A 17,033-nucleotide genomic window follows, 5' to 3' on the forward strand; every position below is an offset into this window, starting at 1 on the left:
CGGTTGGGGGCTCAGCGTGAACGGTTGAGAAGCACGCAGTTCAAGCCGGCGCCGTCACCGGTTGCGGACCTGCAGCGCGGGAAGATCGCACGTCGTAGCGGTCCATGCCGAGCCCGTCGGTGCGGATGTCCGGGCGCTGGCCCATCACCATGTCCGAGATCAGCTTGCCCGAGCCGCAGGCCATGGTCCAGCCCAAGGTGCCGTGGCCGGTGTTGAGGAACAGGTTGGCGTAGCGCGTGGCGCCGACGATGGGCGTGCTGTCGGGCGTCATCGGGCGCAGGCCCGTCCAGAAGGTGGCGCGCGGCAGGTCGCCGCCGGGGAACAGGTCGCTCACCACTTTTTCGAGCGTGGCGCGGCGGGCCGGGTTCAGGCGGAGGTCGAAGCCGCCGAGCTCGGCCATGCCGCCCACGCGGATGCGGTTGTCGAAGCGCGTCACCGCCACCTTGTAGGTCTCGTCGAGCACCGTCGATTGCGGCGCGAGCGATTCGTCCACCAGGGGCACGGTCAGCGAATAGCCCTTGACCGGGTACACCGGAATGTCGAGGCCCAGCGCCGCGACGGCGGCGCGCGAATAGCTGCCGAAGGCCATCACATAGCGGTCGGCCGTGAGGATCTTGCCGGTGGTGGTGCGCACGCCGGTGATGCGGCCGCCGTCGGTCTCCAGGCCGTCGATGGACTGGCCGAAGCGGAAGTCCACGCCCAGGCCGCGCGCGATGTCGGCGAGGCCGCGGGTGAACAGGTGGCAGTCGCCGGTTTCGTCGTTGGGCAGGCGCAGGCCGCCGGTGAGGCGGTCGCGCGCGCCGGCCAGCGCGGGTTCGACAAGGGCGAGCGCATCGCGGTCCAGCAACTCGTAGGGCACGCCGCATTCCTCGAGCACCGCGATGTCGCGCTGCACCGCATCGAGCTGCGCCTGCGTGCGGAACAGCTGCAGCGTGCCGCCGGTGCGATGCTCGTACGCGAGGCCGGTGTCGGCGCGCAATTGCTGCAGGCAGCCGCGGCTGTATTCGGCCACGCGCATCATGCGTTCCTTGTTGACCGCATAGCGCTCGGGCGAGCAGTTGCGCAGCAACGCGGCCATCCAGCGCAGCTGGAACAGCGTGCCGTCGGGGCGGATCGACAGCGGTGCGTGCTTCTTGAACATCCACTTGACCGCTTTCAGCGGAATCCCCGGCGCGGCCCACGGCGTGGAGTAGCCCGGCGACACCTGCCCGGCATTGCCGAAGCTGGTTTCTTCGGCGGGGCCGGACTGCCGGTCGAGCAGGGTCACCTCGGCGCCGGAGCGCGCGAGGTAGTAGGCCGTGGTGGTGCCGATCACGCCGCCGCCGAGAACGATGACTTTCATGGTGTATTCGCCGATTTGGATGGAATACGAGGAATCTAAAGCGCACAATGCAGTGGATTCCATTGAATTTCAGAGTTTTACGGAGGAATCCGCTGTCAAGAATCGTCCCATGCAGCCCGCGAAGTGAAATGCCCGAACTCGACCGAATCGACCGCAAGATCCTCGACCTGCTGCAGCGCCAGGGCCGTGTTTCCATGACCGAACTGGCCGAGCACATCGGCCTCTCGGCCTCGCCTTGTGCCGAGCGCGTCAAGCGCATGGAGCGCGACGGCGTCATCACCGGTTACCACGCGCGCGTGTCGCCCGAGGCGCTGGGCAAGACCCTGCTGGTGTTCGTGGAAATCAAGCTCTCGGCCAAGTCGGGCGACGTGTTCGACAAGGTGAAGCAGGAACTGCTGCACATGCCCGAAGTGCTCGAATGCCATCTGGTGTCGGGCAGCTTCGACTACCTGGTGAAGGCCCGGCTGAGCGGCATGAGCGAATACCGGCACCTCCTGGGCGACATCCTCAAGAAGCTGCCGGTGGCGGCCGAGTCGCACAGCTACGTGGTGATGGAAGAAATCAAGGAAACGCTGGTGCTGGCCGTCGACCGCTAGCACACTAACGCCGCCGCTACCATGCCGGCGCAGGGTCTGCATCCTTTTCATTCACCAAGGAAACCGGCATGAGCATTTCGATCCGCCGCGACGGCACCACCGGCACGCGCCACATCCTCAAGATCCGCAACCACGAGATTCCGGTCGATGCTTCGCCGGCCGGCGGCGGCAGCGACGGCGGCCCCGAACCGCACGACCTCTACGACGCCTCGCTTGCCGCCTGCAAGGCGCTCACGGTGTTGATCTACGCGCGCCGCAAGGGCATTCCGGTCGAAGACATCGAAGTCGTGGTCGACCGCGACGACAGCGAGGAGCGCAAGGGCGTCTACCGCCTGAAGTCGGGCCTGCGCGTGACCGGCGACCTGAGCGAGGCTCAGCGCGACGAGTTGCTGCGCGTGGCGGGCAAGTGCCCGGTGCACAAGCTCATGACCGATGTGAAGACCGAGATCGAGACAGGGTGGGCTGACTAGCCTTCTGCCTTCTTACGCGCGGCCTCCACGCGCTTCGCATAGCGGTCGCCCCAATCGGCCAGCGGCCCCAGCGCCGCATTGAGCGTGGCGCCCAGCTTGGTCTCCGAGTATTCAACGCGCGGCGGCACTTCGTGAAACGCCTCGCGGTTGACCAGGCCATCGGTCTCCAACTCGCGCAACTGCTGGATCAGCATCTTCTCGCTGATGTCGGGCAAGAGGCGCTTCAGCTCGCCGAATCGGCGCGGCTGCACATGCAGCTCCCACAGGATGACGGCCTTCCACTTGCCGCCGATGACTTCGAATACGGGGCCGATGCCGCAGTTGTAGGGCTTGTTCGTCTTCATGCGCCGATCCATTACTGTAATTTTGGTGGGTACCTGACTTTATGGTAGGTACTTGACCGTTGGCAAGTGGAATTCCTACGATGCAGGCCTCTTCACAACCTGCAAACTTTGCATCGGAATCGCCATGAGCAACAAGGAAATCTCCGTTCTGGGCCTCGGTTCGATGGGCGTCACCATCGCGCAGCTTTACCTGGACCAGGGCTACAAGGTCACGGTGTGGAACCGCACGGCCCACAAGGCCGACGCGCTGGTCGCCATGGGCGCCGTGCTGGCGGCGAGCGCGGCCGAAGCGGTGCGTGCCGCCGGGGTCGTGCTGATGTGCGTGTACGACTACCGCGCGGCCGACGCCATCTTCGCGGCGGATGGCGTTGCGGCCGCGATGGACGGTCGCCTGCTGGTGCAACTGACCACAGGCAGCCCCGGCGACGCGCTCGCGGCCGAGGCCTGGGTGCATCGTCACGGCGCCGCCTATCTCGAAGGCGCGATCCAGGCGGCGCCCGACCAGATGGGCCGGCCGGACACGCCGATCCTCATGTCGGGCAACGCGGCGGTGTTCCGCGAGACCGAGCCCTTGCTCAAGGTGTTGGCCGGCGGCCTTGTGTACCTGGGCGCCAAGGCCAGCGCCGCGGCGGCCATGGATTTCGCGACGCTCTCCACCATCTACGGCACGCTGCTCGGCTTCATGCACGGCGCGCGCATTGCCGAGCACGAAGGCTTCGACGTGGCGGAGTACGGCCGGATCGTCGCGGGCATCATGCCGACCTTCGCGGGCTTCCTGCAGCACGAGGGCTCGGTGATCCAGTCGGGCGACTTCACGATCTCGCAAAGCCCCATGCGCATCTCGGTCGAGGCCACGCAGCGCATCCTGCAGGCGGCGCAGGAGGCGAACATCAACACCGAATTCCCGGCCTTCGCCGCGGGCCTGTTCAAGCGGGCCGATGCGGCCGGGCTTGGCGGCGAGGAGATCGCGGCGCTGATCAAGCTGCTGCGTTGACAAGGACGAGGGTGGCAAGGCGAACGGGGGCGCACCAGCCGCGCGCGGTCCCCACGCAATGGCGCTGAAACCTCCCACCGCGCCAGGCCAAAAGCCGTGGCCAGCTCCATTTTGGGGCGGAGATTTACAATTGTGAACTCCCCCGGCGACGTCTACAGGACACTTTCACAATGAAGTGGGTCATTCTTGCAATCTTCGCGCTCAGCGCGCTCTACGTTCACTTCCGCGGGCAGGTCCGGCATCGTTTCTTCAGGCAGCTCTCTGATCACTCGACCTTTCTCGCGCCGCTGAACGTCTTCATGTACCTCTTCTCGAAGGTGCCGGGCACGCCGTACCTGTCGCCCGCGCAGTTCCCCGAGATGCGCGTGCTCGAAGAGAACTGGGAAGTCATTCGCGAAGAAGCGCTGGCCATGCGCAACGGCGGCAGCATCAAGGCATCGAGCCAGTTCAACGACGTGGGCTTCAATTCCTTCTTCAAGAGCGGCTGGAAGCGCTTCTATCTCAAGTGGTACGACGAGGCGCATCCTTCGGCCGCCATCCTGTGCCCGCGCACCACCGCACTGCTCAAGGGCATCGGCACCATCAAGGCCGCGATGTTCGCCGAGCTGCCACCGGGCAGCCGCCTCGTGCGCCATCGCGATCCCTTCGCCGGTTCGCTGCGCTATCACCTGGGCCTGTGGACACCCGGCGTCGAGGGCTGCTACATCGACGTGGACGGCCAGCGCTACCACTGGCGTGACGGCGAGGCCGTGGTGTTCGACGAGACCTTCATTCACTACGCCGAGAACACCACCGACCACGACCGCGTGATCCTGTTCTGCGACATCGAGCGTCCGCTGAAGTACCGCTGGGCAAGCGCCGTGAACCGCTGGTTCGCCAAGAACCTGCTGGCCGCCGCGAGCTCGCCCAACGAGGCGGGCGACAAGACCGGCGGCATCAACCGCGCCTTCAAGTACATCTACCAGATCCGCGTGGTCGGCAAGCGCCTGAAGGCCTGGGACAAGCGCGCGTACTACCTCGTGAAGTGGGCCATCTTCGGCGGCCTGGCGCTCTGGATCTTCTGGTAGGCCTCAGGCCTGGGCTCAGGCTTTCGCGAGCACCAGCCGTTCGCGCGCCGTGTGGCGCCAGCTGACAAGGACCGCGAGCAGCGTGCCGCCGAGCACATCGAGCAGCACATGCTGGCGCGTGGCCAGCGTCGAGTAGACGATGCCGAAGGCCCACAGCAGGTTCAGCCATTGCGTCCACGCGGGCGCATGGATGCTGCGCAACTGCCGCCCGAGCACGATGGCGGTGAACACCGAGAAGGCCACGTGCAGCGACGGAAAGGCATTGCCGCCCACGTCGGTAGCCTTGAGGAACTGCAGCGCCGGGTATTGCGACCAATCGACCGCGAACACCGGCACCGTGGTCGGAAAGAACCAGAACACCGCGAGCCCGACGGCCGCCATCAGCGCGGCGCGCTGCGCGCAGGCCCAGAGTTCCGCCTTGTCCTTCGCCAGGGCCGGGGCCAGCGAAATGTAGAACCACAGCGAGCCGTACATGAGCATCGCGTCGTCGCTCACGGCCACCCAATGGTCCACGGCGGTGAGCGGCATCACCGTCGGCGTCGACGGCGGGTTGTGCATCACCCAGAAGTACAGAACGAAAAAGCCCGAGATGCCGACCGTGGTGCCGATCATCTTGACGATCCACAAGGTTGCGATGCGCCGTGCCAGTGCAAGGTGCCAGGGCATGGCGGTGGGGGGCGTGGCGGTCGGGCGTGATGTCACCGGTGCGGCTTTCGGGTGGACGGAACTGCGCAGCTTATGCAGCAGCATTGCCCGAACATTGCGCCGCCTTGCGCGAAAGGTCTCTGGCAGCCCCTCCTAGAATGTCCCGCCCATCCGGTCCACCGCCCCATCCCTCATGAGAATCCTGCTCGTAGAAGACGAAGTCGACCTGGCGCAAGCGCTCGCATCGGCACTTCGTCAGAACCAGGCGGTGGTCGATGTGGCGAGCTCGCTGCGCGAAGCCGAGGAGGCTGCGCTCGGCGCGCAGCACGACGTGATCGTGCTCGACCGGGGCCTGCCCGACGGCGACGGCCTCTCGCTGGTGGCCTTCCTGCGGCAGAACGACATCGCCGCCGCCGTGCTGGTGCTCACCGCCATGTCGGACGTGGCCGAGCGCGTGCTGAGCCTGGACGGCGGCGCCGACGACTACCTCGCCAAGCCCTTCTCGATGGACGAGCTCACGGCGCGCGTGCGCGCGCTCGCGCGGCGGCCCGCGGTGCGCGCCAACCCGGTCACCACGCTCGGGCAGCTGCACTTCGAACACCAGGCGCGGCAGGCCCATGTGGGCGAGCGGGGCCTCACGCTGCCGCGGCGCGAGCTGCTGGTGCTCGAAACCCTTCTCGAACACCGAGGCCGCACCGTGCTGCGCGAAGCCCTGCAGGACCGCGTGTACGGCCACAAGGAAGACATCCAGTCGAACGCGCTCGACACGCATGTCTCGCGCTTGCGCTCCAAGCTGGACCGTGCGGGCGCCGAGGTCGAGATCCACGCGATCCGCGGCGTGGGCTACCTGATCTGCGCGGCGTTGCCCGCATGAGCCTCGGCCTGATCTCGCTGCGCTGGCGGCTGATATGGAGCCTGATCCTGCTGCAACTGGTGGTCGGCTCGCTGGTGGTGGGCGGCTTCGTCGGCCTGGCCTGGGTGCTGGGCCGCGTGGTCGACGAAACCGGACAGGAAACCGTGGCCGTGATCCAGCGCGCATTGGCCCGCGACACCGAGGGCCGGCTGGCGGTCGTGTCCACGCCCGCGTTCGTGCGGCTGCAGGAGGACGACCCGTCGTTCTGGTTCATTGCGCGCGATGCGAAGGGTGCGGAAGTGCGCCACGGCGACGTGCCGCCCCGGTATGCCGCGCTCGTGGTCACCCTCGACGGCATCGCGCGCACGGCCATCGAGCCCGAAGAAAACAACACCCAGCCCAAGGCCCGCTTCGAGCGCGTGGAGACGGCGGCCGGGCCGGTCAACCTGCTCGTGCAGACCGGCAGTCCGCTGTCGCTGAAGAACACGCTCAAGGGTACGGGCCTGGTGTTCCTGTGGCTGGTGGCGCCGATGGCGCTCCTGACCAGCCTGGGCGTGATCCTGGCCACGCCATTCGTGGTCAAGCGCGGCCTGCGGGGCGTGGTCGCCACCGCGGAACATGCGGAAGGCATCGACGTGCACGAGCGCACCACGCGCCTGCCGCTGGACAACGTGGCCAGCGAGATCCGCCCGTTGGTCAATGCCGTCAACCGCGCCTTCGACCGGCTCAACGAAGGCTACGACCGGCAGGAGCGCTTTCTGGCCGATGCCGCGCACGAGCTGCGCACGCCGATCACCACGCTGCAGATCCACCTGGCGGGCCTGCCGAACGATCCGATCAAGGTCAAGCTGATGCAGGCCTCCGCGCGGCTCGCGACGCTGGCCGAACAACTGCTCGACCTGCAGCGGCTGGACCACAGCGTTGCGCTGGACCAGCAGGTGGAGCTGAAGGCGCTGTGCGAACGCGTGGCGGCCGACATCGCGCCGCTGGCGATCCAGAACCGCTGCACGCTCTCCGTCGATGCGCCCCGGCCGCTGGTGGTGCGCGGCGACGCGCCCTCGCTCGAACGCGCGCTGAGCAACCTGATCCAGAACGCCATCGAGCACGGCGGGCCGGGCTGCGACATCGAGGTGCGGCTCTGCGAGCCCTCGTGCATCGAGGTGCTCGATTCGGGACCGGGCATTCCCGAAGCCGAGCGCGAACGCGTGGTCGCGCCTTTTCACCGGCTCGTGCCGCGCGGGCGCGGCGCGGGGCTGGGGCTGCATCTGGTGGCCGAGGTGGCGCGCCTGCACCGCGGCCAACTGAGCATCGGATCGAGCGAATCGGGCGGCGCGAAAATGCGGCTCGAACTGAACCTGGACGCATGAGCGCCGGCCCGAATGAACCTCATCGACCGAATGCCCGACCCCACGAATCTCGCCAGCGCGCAAGCGTTGATCGCGCGCGTGCAGGCGGTGCTGGCGGCCCAAGACATTGCCATGCGGGCGCCGCCGCCCGAGCCCACCACCTGCTGCGGGCGCGGCTGCAACGGCTGCGTGTGGGAAGGCTGGCTCGCCGCGGTGAACTACTGGCGCGACGAGGCGTCGCTGCGGCTGGGCTGACTGCACTGACCTGCGTGCCGGGCCGGGCCGGGCCGGAATTCCTTCAGTGCCCGCGAGATTCCCAGAACCCACGGTGGGTGGCGATCATTTCCTCCGCCACTTCAGGCACCGGCCCGATCACCTCGATCTTCTTTTGCCCGCGCGCGAACACCTCGCGGCAGGGCAGGCTCAGCGTCGGGTTCTCGGGGTGGTCGCCGGTGAGCGCGAGCAGCGCCGATTCTTCAGCGCCGTAGACGACGCGCCCGATGTGCGCCCAGTAGCTGGTGCCCGCGCACATCGCGCAGGGCTCGAAGGTGGTCACCAGCGTGCATTGCCAGAGGTACTCGGCCGGCCAGTTCTGCGCGGCGTGGCGCGCGAGCGTGGCTTCGGCGTGCTGCACCGTGTCGATGTTGCCCTGCTCGGCGAGGATGGTTTCGCCGTCGGGTGCGACCAGCACCGCGCCGAAGGGGTGGCGGCCCATCGCCATGGCGCGGCGGGCCACCTCGTCGGCGCGCCGCAGCGCGCGAATGATCTGGTCTGGTGTCATCCGCGCATTATTGGTTCTGCGAACCACGGTGCGCCCAGCCTGTCGTGTGCTTCTCGATCACGCTGAAGAGTTCGTACATCAGCATCGCCATCGCACCCACCACCATCAGGCCCGCGAAGGCCAGGCCCATCTGCATGGCCGAGCCGGCGGAGATCAGCAGGTAGCCGATGCCTTCGTTGGCGGCCGTCATCTCGCTCACCGTGGTGCCGACGAAGGCCAGCGTGATCGCGACCTTCAGCGAGCCGAAGAAGTAGGGCATGGAGCGCGGCAGGCCGATCTTGACCAGCACGTCCCAGCGCTTGGCGCCAAGCACGCGCAGCACGTCTTCGAGCTCGGGCTCCAGCGTGGCCAGGCCGGTCGCGATGTTGACCATGATCGGAAAGAAGCTGATCAGGAAGGCCGTCAGGATCGCCGGCCCCACGCCGATGCCGAACCACACCACCAGGATCGGCACGAAGGCTGCCTTGGGCAGCGCATTGAAGGCCGTCATCAGCGGATACACGGCCGCGTACGCGATGCGCGAGCTGCCGATCACGAAGCCCAGCAACACCCCCACCACGATGGCCAGGCCGAAGCCCGCCATCGTGACCCAGAAGGTGCGCCACGCATGGCCGGCGATGATTTCCTTGTATTCCCAGAACTGGCTCCAGATGCGCAAGGGGCTCGGAAAGATGAAATCCGAAACCTCGAAGCCCGCGCAGATGACCTGCCACAGCAGCAGCACCGCAACCAGCAGCAGCCAGGGGGACCAGCGTTCGATTTGCTTGGTGTTCTTCATGGCGCGCTCGCTCAATGGGAAGCAGCGGCGGCTGTCTGCGCCGCGCTGATGCCGGTGTTGCGGATGGCGCCGATGTGCCCGCGCAGCTCCAGGACGATGTCGGTGAACTCCTTGGTGTAGGTGAGTTCCAGCTCGCGCGGACGCGGCAGCTCGATCTCGCGCTTGACCACGAAGCGCCCCGGGCTCTTGCTCATCACGTACACCGTGTCGGCCAGGAACACCGATTCGCGCAGGTCGTGCGTCACCAGAATCACGTTGAACCGCTGCTCGGTCCAGAGGTCGCGCAGGATGCACCAGAGCTCTTCGCGCGTGAACGCGTCGAGCGCGCCGAAGGGCTCGTCGAGCAGCAGCATCTTGGGCTCGTGGATGAGCGCGCGGCAGATGCTCGCGCGTTGCTGCATGCCGCCCGAGAGCTGCCACGGAAACTTGTCTTCATAGCCTGCAAGGCCCACCTTCTGCAGCAGCTTGCGCGCGCGCTCGACGTATTCCTTGCGCTTGGCCTTGAAGTTCGAGCGGTAGGGCTCGACGATCTCCAGCGGCAGCAGCACGTTGTCGACCGTGGTGCGCCACGGCAGCAGCGACGGCGCCTGGAAGGCCATGCCGGAAATCTTGAGCGGCCCGGTCACGGGCGCACCGTCGATGCGGATCTTGCCCATCGACGGCATCTTCAGCCCCGTGGTGAGCTTCATGAAGGTCGACTTGCCGCAACCCGAAGGCCCGACGATGGCGATGAATTCGCCGCGCTTGACCTTCAGGTCGATGGCTTCCACGGCGAAGTGGTTCTCGCGCAGCAGCTCCTCGTTGTAGGCGAGCCAGACGTCCTGGAAGTCGACGAAGTTGGCGTCGGTGGCGGTGTCGTCCGCCATCACTTGCGCAGGATTCCGCCGAGTTCGGCCGCAGGCGGCAGCAGCGCGGCCGTCCACACGGCGTCGGGGCTCACGCGGGTCTTGGTGTTGAAGGCGTCCGACACCTGCGAAGCCATCAGCGACAAGCGGCCCGCATTGACCGCGCCGAAACCTTCGGCGCGTGCGTCGGGGCTGTTGATGACGGTGTCGATGGCCAGTTGCAGTCGGCGGGTTTCCAGCTTGCTGTCGATGATGCCGTCGCGCGCCTTCACCGATTCGATGGCCACGGCCGGACTGGCGATGACTTCCTTGGCGCCCTTGGCGAAGGCCGAGAGGAATTTCTTCACCGCCTCCGGGTTCTCCTTGATGAGCTTGGGCGACGCGATGATCACGTTGCCGTAGAGCTTCACGCCGTAGTCGGGGTAGGGCAGCACGACCACGTCCGCCGCCTTGGCGCCGCGCGCCTCCAGGTTCAGGAGCGACGTGAAGGTGAAGCCGGTGATGGCGTCGATGTCGCCGCGGATCAGCATGGTTTCGCGCAGCGTCGGGTCCATGGCGGTCCAGTTGACCGCGCCGATGTTGTTGGCCTTGGCAAAGATCGGGAATGCGCGGCGGCCCGCGTCGAACACCGGTGCGCCCAGCTTCTTGCCAGCGAGGTCCGCGGGCTTGGTGATGCCGCTCTTCTTGAGCGCCATGACCGAGGCGGGCGTGTTGTTGTAGACCATCATCACCGCGACCGGCTTGTTCGGGCTGTCGGGGTTGTTGGCGTGGAATTCCATCAGCGCCGCGAGGTCGGCAAAACCCATTTCGTAGGCGCCCGAGGCCACGCGCGTGACCGTGCCGCCCGAGCCGTTGCCCGCGTCGATGGTCACGTCCAGGCCCGCGGCCTTGAAGTAGCCCTTGGCCGCGGGGTGCAGGAACAGCGCGGCGGGGCCCTCGAAGCGCCAGTCGAGCTGGAACTTGATCGGCGTCGGAGCCTGGGCAAAGGCCGCGTTGAGGCCGAAGCTCAGGGCCGAGGCGGCGAGGAAGGACTGAAGCAGTTGACGCTTGTTCATGCGAGTTCCGTAAATGTGAATGCTTCAGCATTCAAGCAAAAACGGTGCCTGCACGCGATTGGTGCGAACCCTTCCGAGGAGGCCGAGGCGGTGCGCCGGCGGGCGCTCGCGGTGCAAAGGACGAAAAAACGCCCCGCTGTGTCACCACAGTGGGGCGTTTCGATGGGTGGGCTGCGGTTACTTCAACGCCGTCGTCGCATTCGCCACCGCCAGCGCCGTCATGTTCACCACCCGGCGCACCGTCGATGTCGGCGTGAGCACATGCGCGGAGGCTGCGCCGCCCAGAAGGATCGGCCCGACCGTGATGCCGTTGGCGCCGGTCATCTTCAGCACGTTGTAGAGGATGTGAGCCGAGTCGAGGTTCGGGCACACCAGCAGGTTGGCTTCGCCGGTGAGCGTGGTCTCGGGCAGGGCGGTGCGGCGCACTTCCTCGGACAGGGCCGAGTCGCCGTGCATTTCGCCGTCGCATTCGATGTCGGGCGCCATCTGCGCGAACAGGTCGCGCGCCAGCCGCATCTTGCGGGCCGAGCCTCGGCTCGATGTGCCGTAGTTCGAGTGCGAGAGAAAGGCCACCTTGGGCGGCAGGCCGAAGCGGCGCACTTCCTCGGCCGCCATCATGGCGATGCTTGCCAGCAGTTCGGCGCTCGGGTCTTCGTTCACGTTGGTGTCGGTGATGAAGACGGTGCGCTTCTCCAGCGTGAGCGCATTGAGCGTCGCGAAGCCCGGCGCGCCGCGCTTCAGGCCGATGAGGTTGCGGATGTGCTCCAGGTGCACGTCGAAGCGCCCGACCAGGCCGCAGATCATCGCGTCGGCATCGCCCAGGTGCAGCATCAGCGCGGCGATGGTGGTGTTGGAGCGGCGCACCATCGTCTTGGCGGCCTCGGGCGTCACGCCGCGGCGGCCCATGAGCTTGTGGAAGGCCTCCCAGTACACGCGAAAGCGCGGATCGTCTTCGGGGTTGACGACTTCCACGTCGGTGCCGATGCGGATGTGCAGTCCGGCCTTCTTGATGCGCGCCTCGATCACCGCAGGGCGGCCCACCAGGATGGGCTGCGCCAGGCCTTCATCCACGGCCAGTTGGGCGGCACGCAGCACGCGCTCGTCTTCGCCTTCGGCATACGCCACGCGCTTGGCGGCGGCCAGCTTGGCGGCGGTGAACACCGGGCGCATGAACATGCCGGTCTGGTAGACAAAGCGCGTCAGGTGCTGGCGGTAGGCCTCCATGTCCTCGATCGGGCGGGTGGCCACGCCGGAGGCCGCGGCCGCCTTGGCCACGGCCGGCGCAATGCGCAGGATCAGCCGCGAATCGAAAGGCTTGGGAATGATGTAGTCTGGGCCGAATGCAAGCTCCTGGCCCGCGTAGGCGGTGGCCACCTCTTCGCTGATGTCCGCCTTGGTGAGGTCGGCGATCTCGCGCACGCAGGCCAGCTTCATTTCTTCCGTGATCTTGGTCGCGCCACAATCGAGCGCGCCGCGGAAGATGTACGGGAAGCACAGCACGTTGTTGACCTGGTTCGGATAGTCCGAGCGGCCCGTGGCGATGATGCAGTCGGGCCGCACGGCCTTGGCCAGCTCGGGCCGGATTTCAGGCTCGGGGTTGGCCAGCGCCAGGATGATGGGCTGCGTGCCCATGGTCTTGACCATCTCGGCCGTCATCACGCCGGGGGCCGAGCAGCCCAGGAACACATCGGCGTCCTTCACCACGTCGGCCAGGGTGCGGGCGCCGGTGTCTTTCTGGGCGTAGCGCGACTTCGATTCGTCGAAACCGCCGGCGCGGCCGATGTAGATCAGGCCCTTGGAGTCGCAGGCGTAGATGTTGGCGGGCTTGGCGCCCAGGCCCACCATCACGTCGAGACACGCGATGGCGGCGGCGCCGGCGCCCGACACGGCGATCTTCACTTCCTCGATCTTCTTGCCGACCAGTTCCAGGCCGTTGATGAGGGCCGCCGCCGAGATGATGGCCGTGCCGTGCTGGTCGTCATGGAACACCGGGATGTTCATGCGCTCGCGCAGCTTCTTCTCGATGTAGAAGCATTCGGGCGCCTTGATGTCTTCCAGGTTGATGCCACCCAGCGTGGGCTCCAGCGCCGCGATGATGTCGACCAGCTTGTCGGGGTCGTTCTCGGCCAGCTCGATGTCGAACACGTCGATGCCGGCGAATTTCTTGAACAGGCACCCCTTGCCTTCCATCACCGGCTTGGCGGCCAGCGGGCCGATGTTGCCCAGGCCCAGCACCGCGGTGCCGTTGGTGATGACGCCCACCAGGTTGCCGCGCGCCGTGTATTCGGTGGCCAGCGAGGGGTCGGCCGCGATGTCCAGGCACGGATAGGCCACGCCCGGCGAATAGGCCAGCGACAGGTCGCGCTGGTTCAGCAGGGGCTTGGTGGGGGTGACCGAAATCTTGCCCTTGACGGGCGAACGGTGGTACTCGCGCGCTGCTTCGCGAAGTGCTTCTTCTGCGGGGGAGAGGGGGGCAGCCATGGAAAAGTCTCCTTGTTTCTACGGGCAACGAGGCTACCCCAAAAGCGCCGTCAGTTCTCAGAGGGGGAATGCCGAAAAAGCCTGAACCTATCGCTTCCCGCAGGGCGTGGTGGCCGCTTCGCTAAACTCCGGAGCCGTTAACCAATGTGTATTAGTGTTAACCAAGGCATTGAACGCTGGCCCGCCAGGCGACCGGCACCGTCAACTCAAACATATAAAGACATCGAGGGGCAGCGCATGACAACCGGAACTTTCACCGGCACCGAGCCGGACGTCGTCGTCATCGGCGGCGGCCCTTCGGGCTCCACCGTGGCCGCGCTGCTCGCGGACAAGGGGCACGACGTGGTGCTGATCGAGAAGGCGCAGCATCCGCGCTTTCACATCGGCGAATCGCTGCTGCCGATGAACATGCCGCTGTTCGACCGGCTGGGCGTGCGCACCGAGGTCGAGGCCATCGGCATCAAGAAGCACGGCGCGGAATTCGTCTCGCCCTGGCACGACCATTCGAGCCACTTCAATTTCGGCGAAGCGATGGACAAGAGCTTTCCGTACGCGGTGCATGTGCGCCGCTCGGAATTCGACGAACTGCTGTTTCGCCATGCCGGCAAGCTCGGCGCGCGCACCTTCGAGGGCCAGCGCGTCACCGGGGTGGACATGGACGCCGGCAAGGGCACGCCCGACAACCGCCCGCAGGTGTTGATCAGGGCCGACGACGGCACCGAAACCAGCTGGCGCCCGCGCTTCGTGATCGACGCGAGCGGGCGCGACACGCTGCTGTCGAACCAGTTCGATGCCAAGCGGCGCAACCGCAAGCACGCGAGCGCCGCGCTTTATGGCCACTTCGCCAACGCCGAGCGCCGGCCGGGCCGCTTCGAGGGCAACATCTCGCTGTTCTGGTTCGACCACGGCTGGTTCTGGTACATCCCGCTGAAGGACGGCACCGTGAGCGTGGGCGCCGTGGCATCGCCCGCGTACTTCAAGCGCCGCCAGGGTGCGTTGCTCGAAGACTTCCTGATGCAGACCATTGCGCTCGCGCCCAAGCTGGCTGCGCGCCTGAAAAACGCCACGCTGATGGAGGGCGCCACCACCACCGGCAACTACGCCTACGACTCGAAGTTCTGCCGCGGCGACCGTTTCATGATGGTGGGCGACGCCTACGCCTTCGTCGACCCGATGTTCTCCTCGGGTGTGTACCTGGCGATGAACAGCGGCTTCGAGGCCGCGACCGCGGCCGACCTGTGGCTCAAGGGCGAGGCGAAGGAGGCCGAGAAGGCCTTCCGCCACTACGAGAAGGTGATGAAGCACGGACCGAAGATGTTCTCGTGGTTCATCTACCGCATCACTTCGCCGGCCATCCGCCGGCTCTTCATGAATCCGCGCAACTTGTGGCGCATGCAGGAGGCGCTCTTGTCCATCCTGGCCGGTGACCTGTTCCGCGACACGCCCATCGGGCCGCGCTTCTGGGGATTCAAGGTGACGTACTACGCCTCGTGCATCGGCATCCTGCCGCAGGCCGTGAAGACCTGGGCATGGCGGCGGAGGAACCTCAAGGAATCGTTGGAAGCTGCAAAGACCTGAGGTCTTCACGCCACCCACCGTTCGCCCTGAGCTTGTCGAAGGGCCGGTGCCCGACGGTGCAAGGCTTCGACAGGCTCAGCCCGAACGGTGGTGATGTTCCAGCCCGAACGGCGGTGATCGATCAGTCCGGTGTGACGGTATGTTGGGCGAGCGCTTCGAGCGCCTTGACCAGCGCCGAGTGATCCGACTGCCCATGGCCGAGCGCCGCGCAGGCGTTCATCAGTTGCGCCGCACCCGCCGTCTGCGGCAGCGCCACGCCCAGCGAGCGCGCGCTCTGCAGTGCGAGGTTCAGGTCCTTCTGGTGCAGCGAGATGCGGAAACCCGGCGCGAAGGTGCGCTTGATCATCCGTTCGCCGTGCACTTCGAGAATGCGCGAGCTCGCGAAGCCGCCCATCAGCGCCTGCCGCACCTTGGCCGGATCGGCACCCGCCTTCGAAGCGAACAGCAGCGCCTCGCCCACCGCCGCGATGTTCAGCGCCACGATGATCTGGTTGGCCACCTTGCAGACCTGGCCGTCGCCCACCGCGCCCACCAGCGTGACGTTCTTGCCCATCTTGTCGAGCAGCGGCTTCACGCGCTCGAAAGTGCCCTCGTCGCCGCCGCACATGATGGTGAGGCTCGCGGCCTTGGCGCCCACTTCGCCACCGGAGACCGGCGCATCGATGTAGCCGCAGCCCAGCGCCACGATGCGCTTGGCGAAGGCCTTGGTGGCGATCGGATCGATGGAGCTGCAGTCCACCACGATCTTGCCGCGGGCGTCCTTCAGGCCCTCCGCCACGCCCTGCGTGCCCGGCTCGCCGAAGAGCACCTTCTCCACGTCGGGCGTGTCCGGCACCATGATGAAGATGATGTCGGCCTGGCGCGCCACCTCGGCCGCCGAGGCGCAGATGGTGGCCTTGGAGATGAAGAGCTCGGGCGTATTGCCGTGCGTGTTCACGAAGAGCTGGTGGCCCGCGTCGAGCAGGTGGCCCGCCATGGGCGCGCCCATGATGCCCAAGCCGATGAATCCGATTTTTTGTTGCGTTGCGGTCATGTCTCTGTGTCCGATTTCTTGAGGTTCGCTGTCGTTCGTTGTCAGTGGGTCAGGGCTTCGCGCCATCCGAGGCCGTCCACGGTGTCGCTGCGCGGCTTGTATTCGCAGCCGATCCAGCCGTCGTAGCCGATCGCATCGATGTGCTTGAAGAGCCACGGATAGTTGATTTCCCCCGTGCCCGGCTCGCCCCGCCCCGGGTTGTCGGCCAGCTGGATATGGCCGATCTGCGCGAGGTGCTTGGTGAGCGTGTTGCCCAGTTCGCCCTCCATGCGCTGCGCGTGATAGATGTCGTACTGCACCTTCAGGTTCGGCGAGCCCACCGCCTCGATCAGCGCCAGCGCCTTGTCGGTGCGGTTGAGATAGAAGCCCGGAATGTCGAAGCTGTTGATCGGCTCGATCAGCATGCGCAGGCCCGCGGCTTCGAGTTCCCGCGCGGCCAGGCGCAGGTTGTCGATGACGGTGCGGTTCACCACGTTGATGTCGGCGCCCGCCGGCAGCTTGCCGATCAGGCAGTTGACCTGCGGGCAACCCAGCGCGGTCGCGTAGTCGATCGCCATGCCGATGCCTTCGGAGAATTCGCCCGTGCGGTCGGGGTGGCAGGCGATGCCGCGCTCGCCCTGGTCCCAGTCGCCGGCCGGCAGGTTGTGCAGCACCTGCACCAGGCCGTTGGCGCGCAGGGCCGCGGCCAGTTCCTTCTTCTCGAAGGCGTAGGGAAAGAGGTATTCCACTCCCTTGAAGCCCGCCTTGGCGGCGGCTTCGAAGCGTTGCATGAACGGCAGCTCGGTGAAGAGCATTGTGAGGTTGGCTGCGAACTTGGGCATGTGT

General features: G+C 66.5%; 18 protein-coding genes. 8 read left to right on the plus strand and 10 right to left on the minus strand.

The features are described 5' to 3' along the window. Window positions 1–40: 40 nt before the first annotated feature. Window positions 41–1,342, minus strand: coding sequence for a D-amino acid dehydrogenase (locus tag ABIC90_RS16835; protein WP_354355884.1), 1,302 nt, complete (start codon window positions 1,340–1,342; stop codon window positions 41–43). A 128-nt stretch (window positions 1,343–1,470) separates the two neighbouring features. Between ABIC90_RS16835 and ABIC90_RS16840 the strand changes: the two genes are divergently transcribed. After that, window positions 1,471–1,938, plus strand: coding sequence for a winged helix-turn-helix transcriptional regulator (locus tag ABIC90_RS16840; RefSeq protein ID WP_013542969.1), 468 nt, complete (start codon window positions 1,471–1,473; stop codon window positions 1,936–1,938). A 68-nt stretch (window positions 1,939–2,006) separates the two neighbouring features. Continuing rightward, window positions 2,007–2,408 (plus strand): OsmC family protein, encoded by a 402-nt coding sequence (locus tag ABIC90_RS16845; protein ID WP_354355887.1) that lies wholly within the window; start codon window positions 2,007–2,009, stop codon window positions 2,406–2,408. On the opposite strand, the gene ABIC90_RS16850 is transcribed toward ABIC90_RS16845, so the two are convergent. After that, on the minus strand, window positions 2,405–2,752 hold the full coding sequence (locus ABIC90_RS16850; protein ID WP_354355889.1) for a winged helix-turn-helix transcriptional regulator: 348 nt from the start codon (window positions 2,750–2,752) through the stop codon (window positions 2,405–2,407). The genes ABIC90_RS16845 and ABIC90_RS16850 overlap by 4 nt on opposite strands. A 52-nt stretch (window positions 2,753–2,804) precedes the next feature. Between ABIC90_RS16850 and ABIC90_RS16855 the strand changes: the two genes are divergently transcribed. Next, entirely contained in the window at window positions 2,805–3,746 is a 942-nt protein-coding gene (locus tag ABIC90_RS16855; protein ID WP_354355891.1) for an NAD(P)-dependent oxidoreductase, read from the plus strand. A gap of 170 nt (window positions 3,747–3,916) precedes the next feature. Then, on the plus strand, window positions 3,917–4,813 hold the full coding sequence (gene lpxO / locus ABIC90_RS16860) for a lipid A hydroxylase LpxO (RefSeq protein WP_354355893.1): 897 nt from the start codon (window positions 3,917–3,919) through the stop codon (window positions 4,811–4,813). A gap of 15 nt (window positions 4,814–4,828) precedes the next feature. On the opposite strand, the gene ABIC90_RS16865 is transcribed toward lpxO, so the two are convergent. Continuing rightward, the gene (locus ABIC90_RS16865) at window positions 4,829–5,515 is read right to left on the minus strand and encodes a phosphatase PAP2 family protein (RefSeq protein WP_354355895.1); all 687 of its coding nucleotides are present in this window, start codon (window positions 5,513–5,515) and stop codon (window positions 4,829–4,831) included. Between the two features lie 136 nt (window positions 5,516–5,651). On the opposite strand from ABIC90_RS16865, the gene ABIC90_RS16870 reads away from it, so the two are divergent. Genes ABIC90_RS16870 through ABIC90_RS16880 form a run of 3 tightly spaced genes read left to right on the plus strand, consistent with a single transcriptional unit; the run spans window position 5,652 to window position 7,912 of the window. After that, window positions 5,652–6,332 (plus strand): response regulator transcription factor, encoded by a 681-nt coding sequence (locus ABIC90_RS16870; protein WP_354355897.1) that lies wholly within the window; start codon window positions 5,652–5,654, stop codon window positions 6,330–6,332. Further along, window positions 6,329–7,678: a sensor histidine kinase gene (locus tag ABIC90_RS16875; RefSeq protein WP_354355899.1), complete on the plus strand. Its 1,350-nt coding sequence runs from the start codon at window positions 6,329–6,331 to the stop codon at window positions 7,676–7,678. Before ABIC90_RS16870 ends, ABIC90_RS16875 begins: the two co-directional genes overlap by 4 nt. Window positions 7,679–7,690: 12 nt before the next feature. Next, window positions 7,691–7,912 (plus strand): oxidoreductase-like domain-containing protein, encoded by a 222-nt coding sequence (locus ABIC90_RS16880; protein ID WP_354355901.1) that lies wholly within the window; start codon window positions 7,691–7,693, stop codon window positions 7,910–7,912. Window positions 7,913–7,955: 43 nt separating this feature from the next. Here the strand turns inward: ABIC90_RS16880 and ABIC90_RS16885 are convergent, their stop codons facing one another. The 5 genes from ABIC90_RS16885 to ABIC90_RS16905 form a co-directional block, all read right to left on the minus strand. Then, window positions 7,956–8,438: a nucleoside deaminase gene (locus tag ABIC90_RS16885; RefSeq protein WP_354355903.1), complete on the minus strand. Its 483-nt coding sequence runs from the start codon at window positions 8,436–8,438 to the stop codon at window positions 7,956–7,958. A gap of 7 nt (window positions 8,439–8,445) precedes the next feature. Beyond that, window positions 8,446–9,216 (minus strand): ABC transporter permease, encoded by a 771-nt coding sequence (locus ABIC90_RS16890; protein ID WP_354355905.1) that lies wholly within the window; start codon window positions 9,214–9,216, stop codon window positions 8,446–8,448. A gap of 11 nt (window positions 9,217–9,227) precedes the next feature. Further along, complete coding sequence (locus ABIC90_RS16895) at window positions 9,228–10,082, minus strand: ABC transporter ATP-binding protein (protein ID WP_354355907.1); 855 nt, start codon at window positions 10,080–10,082, stop codon at window positions 9,228–9,230. Beyond that, window positions 10,082–11,116: an ABC transporter substrate-binding protein gene (locus tag ABIC90_RS16900; RefSeq protein WP_354355909.1), complete on the minus strand. Its 1,035-nt coding sequence runs from the start codon at window positions 11,114–11,116 to the stop codon at window positions 10,082–10,084. Before ABIC90_RS16900 ends, ABIC90_RS16895 begins: the two co-directional genes overlap by 1 nt. A gap of 177 nt (window positions 11,117–11,293) precedes the next feature. After that, window positions 11,294–13,597, minus strand: coding sequence for an NADP-dependent malic enzyme (locus tag ABIC90_RS16905; protein WP_354355911.1), 2,304 nt, complete (start codon window positions 13,595–13,597; stop codon window positions 11,294–11,296). Window positions 13,598–13,834: 237 nt separating this feature from the next. On the opposite strand from ABIC90_RS16905, the gene ABIC90_RS16910 reads away from it, so the two are divergent. Further along, window positions 13,835–15,175 carry an NAD(P)/FAD-dependent oxidoreductase gene (locus ABIC90_RS16910; protein ID WP_354355913.1) on the plus strand — a complete coding sequence of 447 codons (1,341 nt, stop codon included), beginning with the start codon at window positions 13,835–13,837 and terminating at the stop codon, window positions 15,173–15,175. Window positions 15,176–15,296: 121 nt separating this feature from the next. Here the strand turns inward: ABIC90_RS16910 and ABIC90_RS16915 are convergent, their stop codons facing one another. Next, window positions 15,297–16,208: a 2-hydroxy-3-oxopropionate reductase gene (locus ABIC90_RS16915; RefSeq protein WP_354355915.1), complete on the minus strand. Its 912-nt coding sequence runs from the start codon at window positions 16,206–16,208 to the stop codon at window positions 15,297–15,299. Window positions 16,209–16,249: 41 nt separating this feature from the next. Then, entirely contained in the window at window positions 16,250–17,029 is a 780-nt protein-coding gene (gene hyi, locus ABIC90_RS16920) for a hydroxypyruvate isomerase (RefSeq protein WP_354355917.1), read from the minus strand. Between the last annotated feature and the right edge of the window lie 4 nt (window positions 17,030–17,033).

It is taken from the genome of Variovorax boronicumulans, assembly GCF_040544675.1.
GTDB lineage: Bacteria > Pseudomonadota > Gammaproteobacteria > Burkholderiales > Burkholderiaceae_C > Variovorax > Variovorax boronicumulans_D.